Consider the following 14,279-nt stretch of genomic DNA (forward strand, 5'->3'; position numbering starts at 1 on the left):
TATCCATTAGAGGCTCCTTTGTAAGGGGGTATGGACAACGTGCCTACCTTCTTACAATAGAGTTTTTTCTATTTATGGACAGTTAATTTATACCATTTGGCTAATGTCAGCTTTTATGCAACGCTAGTGGATAATCGCCACTTAATCGCAGGGAAAATGATGCCTGGTGTGAATTTTAGCCGGAATAGATGGCGGAAATCCAACTAGATTCGGAAAATGGCAATGTGCGCGAAAAATAAGTAGCGGAAATCCAACGAACTAAGAACGAACTAAGAACGAACTAAGAACCCACTAATACGAGCTAAGAACGAACTAAGAACGAACTAAGAACGAACTAAGAACCCACTAATACGAGCTAAGAACGCACAAGCTAGAAACGCACGAGCTAAAATCGCACCAGCTAAATCGCATCAGCTAAGAACGCACCAGCAAAACCCCACTAGCCCCTGACCGCATCAAATAGCTTTCTGCCATCTATAGTTACAAAACCGGAATGTCCTTGGAGTTGACTTGGTCAAGCCCGGTTATTACTCCACCTGCAGCTTCTTGGCCAGTGCTTCGCCATCGGCTTCGGCCGGAGCGGCGGTCTGGTTGCTCTGGCGCAGCGGCAGCTCCTTCAGGAAGAAGACGAGGATGAAAGCAGCCACGAGAACGATGGTACCGGTCATGAATACGGTGGACAAGGTCTGTCCGAGCGCATCGCGGATGCCGTCGATCATTTGTACGAAGAGCGGCTGCACGTCAGCCGGCAGGCTGGCTTGCGTCTGCTCCAGCAGCGGCTTGTTCATCAGCGCCGTCGGGTTCGCGAAGGCGGTCAGCTGCTTGGAGACCTCCGGATCAAGCTGGCTGAGGCCTTGAGCGGCAGGAGAAGAAGTCAGCGCTTCTTTGAGATGCTTAGTCAGGTTGTTGGACATTACTGTACCCATTACGGCGATGCCGATAGTGCCGCCCAGGTTACGGAACAGCTGGGTCGAAGCGGTAACGGCTCCGAGCTCCTTGTGGGATACGGCATTTTGCGTAGCCAGCGAGAAGACCGGCATGCCCAGGCCAAGGCCCAGACCGAACACGATCATGCTCAGGATGGCTGTAGGCACGCTGTTCATGAAGATCATGATGGCCATACCGCCGATCATAATCGGTACACCGGCCATCGCAAAACGTTTGTATTTCCCTTTCTTGGCGATCAGCTGGCCGGTAACAGCACTGGCAATAACCATTACAATGGACATCGGCATGGTGACATAACCGGCATACGTAGCGGAAATGCCCAGCACGCCCTGCACGAAGAAGTTCAGGTAGATGAGTGCGCCCATCATACCGAAGTTCATAATGAAGCCGATCAGGTTCGAGACGGTAACGACACTGTTCTTGAACAAATGCAGCGGCAGAATCGGATTCTTCGCTTTGGTTTCAGTAAAGATAAAGATCAGCGCCGAAACGACGGAAGCGGCCAGCAGCCCCAGAATTTGCGATGAGCCCCAGGCATACTCCGTACCGGCCCACGAGAAGGCGAGCAGCAGCGGAACAATCGTTGTGGTCAGGAACAGGGAGCCCAGATAGTCGATGCTGGTGGATTCGCCGCGTTTCGCTTTCGGGAACAACGCCATAATCAGGACGAAGGCTACAACACCCAGCGGCAGGAAAATCCAGAACAGCCAGTGCCAGTCGAGATGATCGATAAGATAGCCGCCAAGGGTTGGTCCCAGAACACTGGAGAAGCCGAATACAGCGGTCATCAGACCCATCCATTTGCCGCGTTCACGCGGCGGGAACAGGTCCCCTACAGCGGTGAAGGCAGTGGACTGGATAATACCGGCCCCAATCCCTTGAATCCCGCGGTATAAAATAAACTGGTGCACATTGTCGGAAGTGCCAGTCAGAAATGCGCCGACCATAAACAGCAGGATACCGGTCAGCAGGAATGGCTTGCGTCCAAACATATCGGACAGCTTGCCGACAAGCACGGTAGCAATCGTAGAAGTGAGCAGATAGATGTTGATTGTCCAGGTATAGAGATCCATCCCGTCAAGGATGGCGATAATGCGCGGCATAGCCGTGCTTGTAATTGTCTGGTTGATCGCGGCGAACAGCATCGCTGCCATGATGGCGATCATAATCGTAAGCTTGCGCTTATTGGATAAATGTTCCATATAATTTCTTCCCCACCATTTTTTATTATTTGTCTAATTCAGCTATCAATGCGCCAAAAATACGCCGCAAATGCTCAATATCTTCGTCCGGCAATATCCGGAAATACGATTCCAGCACCTCCCTCTGCTTGTTCTCCACCACTTTAATCAGTTCTTTGCCTTCGGTTGTAATCGTGATGTTAACCACCCGGCGGTCGCCGGAAGCCCGTTCCTTCTGCACATAGCCTTCGGACAGCAGGCAGTCCGTTACGCCTGTAATGGCGGCGGGTGTCATGTCCAGCGCAGCAGCCAGCTGCGAGACCATCATCGGCCCGTCTTTGCATATGACAAACAGTGCTTTGAACTGTGTAAGGGACAACGGAAAGCCTTGCTTATTCCACTTATGGGAAATCCCCTTCAGGAAGGTCTTGAACATGGATGAGATTTCAATGAAATCTTTATTGGGATCGGTCAAATTGTCACCTCCGGAAACACCACTAACGGACAAGATCATTTAGTATTTAATGATTAACTAATTAATAGTTAAACACTAAATTATTAAGCTGTGAACTAATATATCACCTGCCCATACTTCAGTCAAGCCGGCAAAACAGCTCAAAAAATGGCGAATCCGGCGCTCACAGACGATTTATCCCTAGACTCTGGAGAATATAATAATCATTCAGGCCCTGGTGCCGGATGATATCGCTTGCAGGATTTCAGCAAGGAATCTTGCGGGACATCCGTTTTCTTTTATACAATTAAAATAAGAACTTTGTGATCATAAAAGTTTCAATAGGATGTGAAACTGATGCGTATGAATATTCTCGTTACGTTAAATTCGCATTACATTAAGCCGCTGACGGTCATGCTGAAATCCCTGTTCATCAACAACCCCGGTGAATCGTTCCACATTTATCTGATGCACTCCAGCATGACGGAGGAAGAGCTTGCAGGCATCCGCAGCTATGTGGAGCGGGAAGGGCACGCCCTATCGGTTATTACCGTAAGTGATGACATGTTTAAGGATGCGCCGGTCATCAAACATTATTCCAAGGAAATGTACTACCGGATTTTGGCCTATCAATTTTTGCCTGAAGCACTGGATACCATTCTTTACCTGGACCCGGATCTTATCGTCATCAATGAAATCCGCAGCTTGTACAGCACGGATATCTCGCATGCGCTGTTTGCTGCGGCTTACCACGACAGGCTGTCGGTCAAAGAGATCAACCGTTTGCGTCTGCGGCCGTATGACATCGAAGCCTATTACAATTCCGGGGTTCTGCTGATGAACCTGGCGCGGCAACGGGAGCGGATTGATGAGCATGAGGTGTTCGCTTTTGTGGAGGAGAACAAGCTCCGGCTGATTCTGCCTGACCAGGACATTATCAACGCTCTGTACGCCAAGGACATTGTGAAGGTGGATGAAGTGCGCTTTAACTACGATCCGCGGTATTATTTCTACTATAAATTAGCAAGCAACGGTAAAGTGGACATGGATTATGTCGTCAAGCACAGCTCGATTATTCATTTCTGCGGCAAGAAGAAGCCCTGGAACAAGAACTACTCCGGCAACTTCCATTCCCTCTATAAGCATTATGAAAAAATCGCACTGATGCCGCAGCCGGTGTAACCCGCCCGGCTTTTCTTCGGCAGAACAAACAAGGCTTCCCTTATTCGCTTGGGCGAAAGGGAAGCCTTGTTTAGCGTGGAGGAAAGATTAGCCTGCACCTGGACCCCGGCTAGAGTCCGCCGGTGTGCAAGGCATGGACGTACACCAGGTTGCAGATGAGCTTCGCTCCTGGCCGGCTGTACCGGCGCTAAGGAGCCCGGAGCCTGCCGGCATACGCTGCAGTCTGAGCGGGCGTGCACCTGTGTCACCGCCTGGGCCCCTGTTGCGCCGCTGCGTTAGCCCAACTGCTCGACCTCGCGCATCCAGAGCGCGGAGGAGGCATCGCTTGGCATCCGCCAGTCGCCGCGCGGCGAGAGGCTGACCGTACCGACCTTCGGCCCGTCCGGCAGGCAGGAGCGCTTGAACTGCTGCGTGAAGAAGCGGTTCACGAATACGCGCAGCCAGCCGACGAGCTGCTCCCGGGTGTAGCCGTCGCCGAAGGCGTGCTGGGCGAGGTGCAGAATTTTGGCCGGGCCAGCGCCTGTCCGCAGCATATAATATAAGAAGAAATCATGCACGATATAAGGGCCGAGAATATCCTCGGTCAGCTGGACGATCTCGCCAGTGGCCGACGGGGGCAGCAGCTCCGGGCTGATGCCGGTCTCGATGATGCTGGTCAGCAGCTTCTCTACCGTCTCGTCGGCTTCGTGATCGGCGTACCAGCGCACCACGTATTGGATCAGCGTCTTCGGAATGCCCGAGTTGACGCTGTACATCGACATGTGGTCGCCGTTGTAGGTGCACCAGCCAAGGGCCAGCTCGGACAGGTCGCCGGTGCCGATGACAATACCACCGTTCTTGTTGGCGAGATCCATCAGAATCTGCGTACGCTCCCGCGCCTGCACGTTCTCATAGGTCAGGTCATGGACATCCTTGTCGTGGCCGATATCCTTGAAATGCTGGAGACACGCTTCCTTGATATCGACCACCATCAGCGAAGCGCCGAGCGCCTTGATCAGACCGACAGCGTTGTCGTAGGTGCGGTTTGTCGTACCGAAGCCCGGCATCGTCACCGCGAGCACATCGCTGGCCGGACGGCCGAGCTGTTCCATCGCCCGCACGGCGACCAGCAGCGCCAGGGTCGAATCCAGCCCGCCGGAGATGCCGATGACGGCCTGCTTCGTCCCGATATGCCGGATCCGCTTCATGAGGCCGGTGGTCTGGATGGACAGAATCTCCCGGCAGCGCTCGTCCCGTTGCTGCGGGTTGCCCGGAACGAACGGGTTCATCGCCACCATGCGGTTCAGCTTGCGTTCCATACTTTGCGGAGCAGGCTCCGCGTAAGTAATCTCGCGATAGTTGCGGCGTCCCTTGCCGGAGCGGAAGGTTCCCATGACTGTACGCGAATACTGGAGGCGCGGCACGTCGATGTCGGCGAGGGTGAGCCGGCTCTCGAAGGTGAAGCGATCCGATTCCGCCAACAGCTGGCCGTTCTCGGCAATCAGCGAATGGCCGCCGAACACGACATCCGTCGTCGATTCGCCGGCGCCCGCGCCCGCGTATACGTAAGCCGCTACGCAGGAGGCGGACTGGCTGCTGACGAGCTGGCGGCGGTAATCCGCCTTTCCGACAAGCTCATTGCTGGCCGACGGGTTGAACAGCAGCACTGCACCGGCCTGGGCCAGCAGGCTGCTTGGCGGAACCGGTACCCACAGGTCCTCGCAGATTTCCACGCCGAAGGACAGATTGTCGTTGTCCTCATGGACGAAGATTAGATCCTTGCCGATAGGTACACTGCTGCCTCCGATCCGCAGCTCGGTTACTTCCAGCTCCTCCGCCTCTGCGAACCAGCGGGGCTCGTAGAACTCACTGTAGCCGGGAAGACAGGTCTTGGGTACAATGCCCAGTATTTTGCCCTGCTGCAGCACGGCGGCACAGTTAAAGAGCCGGCCTTTGATGGAGAGGGGCAGTCCGGCGACGACAACCAGGTGCCGTCCTTCCGTGGCGGCAGCCAGCTTCAGCAGCGAATCCAGTGCCGCATCCAGCAGGGTCTGCTGAAGGAATAAGTCCGCACAGGTATAACCCGTAATGCACAGCTCGGGCAGAACCAGGTACTCGGCCTGCTGCTCCTGGGCTTGCCGGATGATCTCGATGATTTGCGTGGTGTTAAACTCGCAATCGGCCACCCGCAGCTCCGGGGAGCCGGCGGCTACTCTTGCGAATCCGAAATTTTGCATGGGTTTCACCTGTTTCTTTGGAATAATGACATCTTCAATTCATTGTACCCATCCTGTGGTTGCATTAACAAGTGCGACCTTCTGCGTCAGCGGAATCTGGAATAGCGGACGGGTGAACTGCCCGCTCTATGATTACATATTCTTTTGACAGGGGGGTTCTTCGTGGACTGGATCTGGAAATCAGCACTGCTGGTCTCTGCGGGAATGATTCTGCTGTGCATTGCCGGGCGCAAATCGATTTCACAAAAGACCATCGCACCACGGTAATCATGATCTCCACCCGGAACGACAATCGTCCAGCCGATTGCCAACCATGACTTATGAAAAGCCATTGACTCGGCTGCGGTGTTTATCCTGTTCCTGCTGCTGATCGAGTAGTTGCAGCTGAAGTTCGATTGGATGGAGCGCCTGTTCAATGGACGTGCGAAGCTCCTTGTCGAGAACGGCCAAATTCAGACCCGGAACCTGCATTCCTTGCGGATGTCCGTCGACCAACTGGAGATGCGCCTGCGCCAGAACGGCATCGCCCGGATCAGCGATGTGAAATATGTAACGCTGAAGCCCAAGGGTGAGCTTGGCTATGAACTCATGCGGCACGCCCAGCAGGTGACAGTCGGTGATCTCGAACGCCTGCTGCAAGTCCGGTTGGCCGCACCTCCGGAGCTGCACACCATGTTCCAGGAAACCGCAGGCCAGCGCCATCCGTCTCCTACTGATCCCAAGCTGCAATAATGTGCAGGCAGGAGAGAGGTTGTAGCGGGAACCCGGTAATGAGCAGCATTCCCCGGTAACCTTAAATGCACTTTGTACAACTAAAACTGCTGGTTGGCGGTACATAGGGGATGTAATTGCATTCGGTGCAGCTATACTCCGATCAAAATGCCGCTTCCCCGGAATTCCTTCTCTTTAGGTGTACTAAATACAATTAAACTGAAGGATGAGCTGCTGCTGGATTAAATAGCTGTACACTATACACTTATCCTGCTTAAGTATCGGTAACAGAAGGGGAGCAGAGGCCTAAACAGAAGAAGCAGTGTTTCTCCGGGAGAAACGCTGCTTCTTTGGCGTGCCTAGCTTTATTAGGTATATTTCATCGGGCTACACTTCGTCATATAGCCGCTGCAGGTAATCGATGCTTCCCGGCAGATGCTCTTCAGTGGTGCTCTCCAGGATGCCCTGGATATGCGGGCGTCTATATTTCATATAGCGCAGAATCGGTGCGAATTGCAGCCTGCCCTGCCCGACAGGGACAATGACAATCTGCCCGTCCCGGACGTCAAAGTCCTTCAGATGGATGAGGGCAATCCGATTATCCAGCAGCTCCAGCGCTTCCTGGATGACCTCTTCTTGCCGGAGGTAATTGTCCGGTGACATGAGGTTCGCGCAATCCAGGATGATCTGCAGATTGTTCGACGGAACCAGCTCCAGCAGCCGTTTGGCCAGGGGAGCAGAGTGGAGTGGATGGTTCTGGCCAGCCTCGATGCCGACCGTCACGCCGAAGCGCTCCGCTTCCGTTACCATCCGCCGTACGGAATCGACGACCTTCAGGAAGGCATCCTCCGTAAAATTGTCCGTCGTATACCCTTGGCCCACGCTACCGGTCTCCGTTCCGACGAAAGTGGCGCCGAAATCACGGGCCAGGCGCAGATGCACGGCGAAATCCTGCAGCGCCTGCTCTCTGGCAGCCGGGTCGGTGGCCACAATGTTGACGTAGCAGCCGAGCACGGCGATACGGATGCCCGCCTGGCGGAACGCTTCGCCGAAATAGGCGGCTGCTCCCGGGCTTAGGGAGGACAGGGCTGGAACGCTGTCCGGGAACGATTTGCGCGCCGCGAACTGGATATGATTGAAGCGGTAAGCCTGCAGCTTCCGGACGAGCTCCGGCAGTGACTGGTGCCGGATGTCATGGGCGCGGACTCCAAGATTCAGCGGAATGCCGGGTCTTAGATTCAGGCCGCTTTCCGTCCCGGCGCCCGGTACCAGCGCCGCCAACGCCGGACAGCCGGCAATCGCGGCTCCTACAAGCTCCGCTATGCGAACAGCGCCTTCCTCGCTGAAATGCGTATCATCCGTTACACCTTCCGGATAGTTCGGATGCTCTCCCGGCGCCAGGTGCAGGAGCAGCCGCCTGGAACCTTCGGTCCCAAGCGACCGGTACAGCTCCTGCGAAGCGGCAAAGATGTCCAGCAGCGGCGTTCCCGTGGCTTCCGCCACCTCGCGCATCGCCTGCGGATAGGGCCCGACCGCAAGCGGGTCGGGTTCTCCGTCCGCTGTGAACCGGCGGCGGCTGACCGAGGTCAGCAGCACGGGGAAGCCCCCGCGGCTGCGGGCGGCTTCGATGAACAGCCGGAGATTGCTGCGGTAATCACGATCCGGATCGGTATAACGAAGAGGGTCTTCGATCTTCTCATCATTATGGCCGAATTGGATGAACAGGTAGTCTCCGCTGCGGAAATCGCGGAGAATATCGTCCAGCCTTCCTTCAACTATAAACGATTTGGTGCTGCGGCCGTTGATGGCCCGGTTGTCTACGGCAATGCCGGGAGCAAGCTCCTTCGGCAGATGCTCGCCCCAGCCGGTCTCAGGCTTGCGGTCAGCGGCCTTCCGCGCCGCTGTGGAATCGCCGGCTATAAATATAGTAGGCATGCTAGTCGACTCCTTCCACAGCTATTCGGCCGTTTCGAACCCGAAATAACCGGCGGCATTGTTGTAGGAAATATCCTCTACCAGCTTGCCGAGCAGAGCGGCATCGTCCGGCGCTTCGCCCCGGTCCGCCAGCTCGCCGAGCAGGCCGCACAGCACCCGGCGGAAGTATTCGTGGCGGGTATAGGACAGGAAGCTGCGGGAATCCGTCAGCATCCCGACGAAGTTGCCGAGCAGCCCGCCTTCGGCCAGCAGCGTCATCTGCTGGCGCATGCCGCTGTAGGTATCGTTATACCACCAGCCCGAGCCGAGCTGGAATTTGCCGACGGTATCCTTCTGGTAGCAGCCCATCAGGGCGAGCAGGGAAGGGTAGTCCCCGGGATTCAGCGAGTAGAGAATGGTCTTCGGCAGGCCGGAACCGCATTCCGCGCGGTCCAGCAGTTGGGACAGCGATTCGGTCAGCGGCAGATCGTTCAGGCCGTCGTAGCCGGTATCTGGTCCGAGCTTCCGGAACATTGGCGTATTGTTGTTGCGGTAAGCATGGATATGCAGCTGCATCGTCCAGCCTTTGTCGTGATAGAACCCGATCAATGCCGTCAGCAGCTCTGTCCGGTACAGAGTGATCTCTTCCGGTGACAGCGTCTCGCCGCTGAGGCGTTTGGCGAGAATCCGTTCGCACTCGCCTTCGTCGCCTGCCCGGTAGCGCAGCACATCCAGTGCATGGTCGGATAGGCGGCAGCCGTTCTCATGGAAGAAGTCGACGCGGCCGCGCAGCGCTTCCAGCAGGGCGGAGTAGGAGTTCACCTGGACTCCGGAGGCCTCCGTCAGTTTTGCCAGCCAATCGGCGAAGCCGGGAGCGTCGATATTCAGCGCCTTGTCGGGGCGGAAGGTCGGGAACACACTGAAGGTGGTTTCCTCTTCCTTAAGCAGGCGGTGATATTCGAGCGTATCCACCGGGTCGTCGGTGGTGCAGATGACCTTGACCTTGGAGCTGCGGATCAATCCGCGCCGTGTGAATTCCGGCTCCGCCAGCTTACGGTTGACTTCCTCCCAGATGGCCGGAGCGTTCTCTTCATTCAGCGGCGTATCGACGCCGAAGAAACGGCGCAGCTCCAGGTGAGTCCAGCTGTACAGCGGATTGCCGACCGCCTTCGGCAGCGTACGCGCCCAGGCCAGGAACTTGTCGTAGTCGGATGCGTCGCCCGTAATATGCGATTCCGGTACGCCGTTGGCCCGCATGAGACGCCACTTGTAGTGGTCGCCGTAGAGCCAGGCAGCCGTCAGGTTGGCAAAAGGGCGGTCCTCATAGATTTCCTTCGGGTCCAGATGGCAATGGTAGTCGATGATCGGCATCTCTTTGGCATGCTGGTGGAACAGCGCTTTGGCGGTATCCGTGGTCAACAGAAAATCATCATTTAAGAACATGAATGCGTCTCCCTTAACTCATAATAGAAATAGTAGTCCGGTAATTAGAGTGTAACCCCTGTTTTAAAAATCGCCAGCTCGCGCACTTCGTTCTGCTCATTGCGCGTCTTCTCGCCGCTGGCGACGCGGATAATGTAATCGATGAATTCTTCCAGCACCTTCTCCATCGGCTGTTCAAGCAGCGGTCCGGCGTTGAAATCCATCCAGTGCCCCTTCTTGGCGTACAGCTCGTTGTTTGTTGCCACCTTGACGGTAGGCACGAAGCTGCCGAACGGCGTTCCCCGGCCTGTAGTAAACAGCACCAGCTGGCAATCTGAAGCGGCCAGTGCGGAAGCGGCCACCAGGTCGTTGCCCGGCGCCTGCAGCAGGCTAAGGCCTTTCTTGCGCAGCTTCACGCCGTATTGCAGCACATCCACAACCGGCGAGGAGCCGGCTTTCTGCGTGCAGCCCAGCGATTTGTCCTCCAGCGTGCTGATGCCGCCGGCCTTGTTGCCCGGGGAAGGATTCTCATACACAGGCTCTCCGTACGAGAGGAAGTATTGCTTGAAGTTGTTGATCAGCGAGACGATGTCTTCAAATACCTCACGGCTCTCGGCACGGGCCATGAGCACCTTCTCGGCGCCGAACATCTCGGGGACTTCCGTCAGTACCGACGTGCCGCCCTGGGAGATGATGAAGTCGGAGAAGGCGCCGAGCAGCGGATTGGCGGTAATGCCTGAGAAGCCGTCGGAGCCGCCGCATTTCAGCCCGATGTTCAGCTCGCTGAGCGGCACAGGCTCACGGACGTCGTCCTTGGCCGCCTCGTACAGCTCATCGAGCAGCGTGAGGCCGGCTTCGACTTCGTTGCCGACTTCCTGGGCCACGAGGAATTTCACCCGGCTTTCGTCATAATCGCCAAGAATGCTGCGGAACTCCGAGACAATGTTGTTCTCGCAGCCCAGACCGAAGACGAGCACGCCGCCGGCGTTCGGATGGTTAACGGCATCCAGCAGGATGCTGCGGGTCATCTTATGGTCGTCGCCCAGCTGCGAGCAGCCGTAAGGATGCTTCAGTACGGTAAGATTGTCGAAGCCGCCAAGATCGGGATGGCTGGCCTTAAATTCCTGGATCATCTGCTCGGCGATGCCGTTGACGCAGCCGACCGTCGGAATAATGAACAGGTCGTTGCGGATGCCGACCTTGCCGTTCTTGCGGCGGTAGCCCTGGAAGGTCAGATTGCGGCGGGGATAAACGACCGGATGCAGTTCAGGCTTATATTCATATTCTTCTTCTCCGGCCAGATTGGTCTTGACGTTATGGGTGTGCACCCAGTCACCGGCTTCAATATCCGCGATGGCGTGGCCGATCGGAGAACCGTATTTCATGATGTTTTCGTCTGTTTTGATGGCCGTCAGGGCGATTTTGTGGCCTTGCGGAATATCCTGACGGGCCGTGACCTTCACCCCGTCAATTTCCAGCTCTTCCCCGGCATTAACAGGGCGCAGGGCAACTGCCACCGTATCGCGGGCATTCATTTTCATCAGACGTTTCACGTTAAGCGTCGTTTCTTGCATGTGGACCACCCTCCTGAAAGTTATAAATGTCCGTCCAATTTATCCGAAAGTTATTACTGAACGACAAGCTGCACCAAGACAGAGCGGCTGTCTGTGCTCTCCAGCTTCAGCAGGTCGGACTCAAGCGCAGCCTTAAGCCCCGGTACCTGCGTCAAATCCTGGCCCCACAGGCTTTCATCGCTGAGAATACTCTGCAGAAAGCGTTCACGGTCCTTCCAAGCGCGGTCAAAGGCCTCCAGCACATCGGCACCGTCCTGGCGCTGGATCCGGTCGCCCCGGTAGCTGAGCAGCAGTCCGGCAAAAGCAAGCGTCATCCGCTCCGGCAGTACGCCGCGTTCCTGACGGTACCGGAGCAGCACAGGCAGCAGGCGCGTCTTGAATTTGGAGATGCTGTTGAGCGAGATGGAAGTCAGCTCATGGCGGATAAACGGATTCTTGAACCGCTCCAGTACAGCTTCAGCATAGGAACGCAGCTCCGATTCCGGCAGATCGAGCATCGGGATCAGCTCCTCCTGCATCAGTTCCTGCACGAAACGGTAAAAGGCCGAATCATTCATTACATCCTCAACGGTCTCCAGGCCGGCCATCAGACCCAGCGGAACCATTGCCGTATGCGGTCCGTTCAGCAAATGCACCTTGCGTTCACGGTAAGGCGTCATGTCGGCGGTAACGACGACGTTCAGTCCGGCTTTGGCCAGCGGCAGCTTCTCTTCGAGCCAGGCCGGTCCTTCGATGACCCAGAACAGGAAAGGCTCGGCTGTAACCATCAGGTTGTCGAGATAGCCCAGCTCTTCTTCCAGCTGAGCCGCCTTGTCGCGCGGATAGCCCGGAACAATGCGGTCGACCAGGCTGCAGCAGAAGGTGTTCTCGTTCTCCAGCCAGGCCAGGAAGCCTTCACCCAGCTGCCAGTCTTCCGCATAACGGCGGACGATCTCCAGCAGCTTCTCGCCATTGCGGTCAATCAGCTCGCAAGGAATAATGACGAAGCCTTTCTTGCCGAGCTCATAACGTCTGTGCAGCAGCGCGGTCAGCTTGGCCGGGAAGCTCTTCGGCGGAGCATCAGCGGCAGCATCGCCCGCATGATAAGCGATACCGGCTTCTGTGGTATTGGAGGTGATGAATTCCAGTTCGTCGTTCTCCGCCAGGGCAAGGTATGCTTCATAATCGGTATAAGGATTAATCACCCGGCTGACGCTGGTGATGATCTCGCGGGAGTTGACAGACTGCTGGTTCATAATGCCGTTCAGCAGCACCGTGTATAAGTTGTCCTGCTCGGCCATCAGCTTGCCGAGGCCTTGCTCGATCGGCTGCACAAGCACGGCGCTGCCGTTAAACAGACCCTGGGAGTTCATCTGATGCAGCTGCCAGTCTACGAAGGCGCGCATAAAGTTCCCTTCGCCGAACTGGATCATCTTCTCGGGATATTCCGTCAGGTCAGGGCGTGCGGAGCGGGAAAGTCGGTTAGTCATAGTGTCACAAGTCTCCTTTTAAAATAAATTGGAATGATGCACACGTGAACATTTTATTTAAAAAATGGACTCCTTGCCGCGCGGTTTGCAGGGCTGGGGACAGCCTGCGGCGGCAGGAGTTTTTTCTAAATACGAAATTGTAAAAAGCCTGTTGGGACAGATGTTACAGCCCGGCAACGGTATCCCGCACCACAAGCGATGTCTTGACGAACAGCTGCTGCGGAGTTAAATCCGGCTGCTGCATTAGCTGGATCAGCATCTTCGTGCCCAGCTCGCTGATGTCGGCAATCGGCTTGCGCACGGTAGTGAGCGCCGGGTTGGTATAGCGCGCGAACATAATATCGTCGAACCCGATCAGTGAGACCTGCTGCGGGACGGCGGCGCCGCTGGCGTAGCAGGCGTTCATCGCGCCGATGGCCATGTCGTCGTTCGAGCAGAAGACGGCGGTCGGCGGATCGGCCAGCTGCAGCAGAGCGGTCATTGCCGAATATCCGCTTTCGATGCTGTAATCCCCGGCGGCGAAATAATCCGGACTGAGGCTGAGGCGATGGGCGATCAGGCTGTCCATGAAGCCCTGTTTGCGTTCAGTGGAGGATTTGAACCCCGGCTTTCCTTCAATAATAGCGAATTTCCGGTGACCTTGAGATACTGCGTAATCCAGCGCCTCTTTGACGCCTTCGCGGTCATTGGCCACAACGTTCATGATCCCCGGGTCCTCCAGCTGGCGGTTCAGTACCACAAGCGGAATGCCCATCGTCTTGACATGATAGATGAACGCATTGTCCTCGTCGCTCTGGCTCATCACCAGAATGCCGTCGAACCGCTGCGGCTGAATCGCGGCGTAATTGTGGACGCTGTCGATGCCGTGTACGGTCAGGTTATAATTCTCGTCGAGCGCATGACTGATGCCCTTGATGGCATCCACCAGGAAGCTGGAGGAGGTGCCCTGCTCAATGCTGGAGAAGAACAGCCCGATGGTAAAAGAGCGCTTGGTCACCAGACTCTTGGCGCTGTAATTGGGTACATAATTCATCTCGGCGGCGATTCGCTCGATGCGGTCCCGGGTGACCTTCTTGATCAGCGGGCTGCCGTTGAGCGCCCGGGATACGGTCGTATGGGAGACGCCGGCGACGCGGGCGATATCCTTGATGGTAATCATAGCATCTCTCCGGGCTGCAGAATTGTTAACGATTCCAGTTTAGTTCCTG

At 56.1% G+C, this 14,279-nt stretch carries 10 protein-coding genes; 2 read left to right on the forward strand and 8 right to left on the reverse strand.

Annotated elements, in window-relative coordinates:
• Positions 1–527: 527 nt before the first annotated feature.
• Together F1381_RS07655 and F1381_RS07660 are read right to left on the reverse strand one after the other, a co-directional pair.
• Positions 528–2,150 carry an MDR family MFS transporter gene (locus F1381_RS07655; RefSeq protein ID WP_151734253.1) on the reverse strand — a complete coding sequence of 541 codons (1,623 nt, stop codon included), beginning with the start codon at positions 2,148–2,150 and terminating at the stop codon, positions 528–530.
• Positions 2,151–2,175: 25 nt separating this feature from the next.
• The gene (locus tag F1381_RS07660) at positions 2,176–2,604 is read right to left on the reverse strand and encodes a MarR family winged helix-turn-helix transcriptional regulator (RefSeq protein ID WP_246187948.1); all 429 of its coding nucleotides are present in this window, start codon (positions 2,602–2,604) and stop codon (positions 2,176–2,178) included.
• A 336-nt stretch (positions 2,605–2,940) separates the two neighbouring features.
• Between F1381_RS07660 and F1381_RS07665 the strand changes: the two genes are divergently transcribed.
• Entirely contained in the window at positions 2,941–3,765 is an 825-nt protein-coding gene (locus F1381_RS07665) for a glycosyltransferase family 8 protein (protein WP_246187949.1), read from the forward strand.
• 275 nt (positions 3,766–4,040) lie between these two features.
• Here F1381_RS07665 and F1381_RS07670 read toward each other — a convergent pair whose 3' ends face one another.
• The gene (locus F1381_RS07670) at positions 4,041–5,981 is read right to left on the reverse strand and encodes an NAD(+) synthase (RefSeq protein WP_151734255.1); all 1,941 of its coding nucleotides are present in this window, start codon (positions 5,979–5,981) and stop codon (positions 4,041–4,043) included.
• A gap of 378 nt (positions 5,982–6,359) precedes the next feature.
• Between F1381_RS07670 and F1381_RS07675 the strand changes: the two genes are divergently transcribed.
• Positions 6,360–6,713: a YetF domain-containing protein gene (locus tag F1381_RS07675; RefSeq protein WP_151734256.1), complete on the forward strand. Its 354-nt coding sequence runs from the start codon at positions 6,360–6,362 to the stop codon at positions 6,711–6,713.
• Between the two features lie 366 nt (positions 6,714–7,079).
• On the opposite strand, the gene F1381_RS28780 is transcribed toward F1381_RS07675, so the two are convergent.
• From F1381_RS28780 to F1381_RS07705, 5 genes are all read right to left on the reverse strand, one after another.
• Positions 7,080–8,627 carry a TIM barrel protein gene (locus tag F1381_RS28780; RefSeq protein WP_246187950.1) on the reverse strand — a complete coding sequence of 516 codons (1,548 nt, stop codon included), beginning with the start codon at positions 8,625–8,627 and terminating at the stop codon, positions 7,080–7,082.
• Positions 8,628–8,648: 21 nt separating this feature from the next.
• A complete protein-coding gene (uxaC, locus tag F1381_RS07690) occupies positions 8,649–10,049 on the reverse strand; it encodes a glucuronate isomerase (RefSeq protein ID WP_151734257.1) in 1,401 nt (466 codons plus the stop codon).
• Between the two features lie 44 nt (positions 10,050–10,093).
• A complete protein-coding gene (locus tag F1381_RS07695; protein WP_151734258.1) occupies positions 10,094–11,602 on the reverse strand; it encodes a UxaA family hydrolase in 1,509 nt (502 codons plus the stop codon).
• A gap of 53 nt (positions 11,603–11,655) precedes the next feature.
• Positions 11,656–13,071 (reverse strand): tagaturonate reductase, encoded by a 1,416-nt coding sequence (locus F1381_RS07700; protein WP_151734259.1) that lies wholly within the window; start codon positions 13,069–13,071, stop codon positions 11,656–11,658.
• Positions 13,072–13,234: 163 nt separating this feature from the next.
• Positions 13,235–14,230 (reverse strand): LacI family DNA-binding transcriptional regulator, encoded by a 996-nt coding sequence (locus F1381_RS07705; RefSeq protein WP_151734260.1) that lies wholly within the window; start codon positions 14,228–14,230, stop codon positions 13,235–13,237.
• Positions 14,231–14,279 lie beyond the last annotated feature (49 nt).

Source organism: Paenibacillus tengchongensis (assembly GCF_008973665.1).
In the GTDB taxonomy this organism is placed as follows: Bacteria; Bacillota; Bacilli; order Paenibacillales; family Paenibacillaceae; genus Paenibacillus_AQ; species Paenibacillus_AQ tengchongensis.

Excerpts from the sequence above, each read along its gene's own strand:
- F1381_RS07655 (WP_151734253.1), bottom strand. The coding sequence starts at position 2,150 with ATGGAACATTTATCCAATAAGCGCAAGCTTACGATTATGATCGCCATC.
- F1381_RS07665 (WP_246187949.1), top strand. The coding sequence starts at position 2,941 with ATGCGTATGAATATTCTCGTTACGTTAAATTCGCATTACATTAAGCCG.
- F1381_RS07670 (WP_151734255.1), bottom strand. The coding sequence starts at position 5,981 with ATGCAAAATTTCGGATTCGCAAGAGTAGCCGCCGGCTCCCCGGAGCTG.
- F1381_RS28780 (WP_246187950.1), bottom strand. The coding sequence starts at position 8,627 with ATGCCTACTATATTTATAGCCGGCGATTCCACAGCGGCGCGGAAGGCC.
- uxaC (WP_151734257.1), bottom strand. The coding sequence starts at position 10,049 with ATGTTCTTAAATGATGATTTTCTGTTGACCACGGATACCGCCAAAGCG.
- F1381_RS07695 (WP_151734258.1), bottom strand. The coding sequence starts at position 11,602 with ATGCAAGAAACGACGCTTAACGTGAAACGTCTGATGAAAATGAATGCC.
- F1381_RS07700 (WP_151734259.1), bottom strand. The coding sequence starts at position 13,071 with ATGACTAACCGACTTTCCCGCTCCGCACGCCCTGACCTGACGGAATAT.
- F1381_RS07705 (WP_151734260.1), bottom strand. The coding sequence starts at position 14,230 with ATGATTACCATCAAGGATATCGCCCGCGTCGCCGGCGTCTCCCATACG.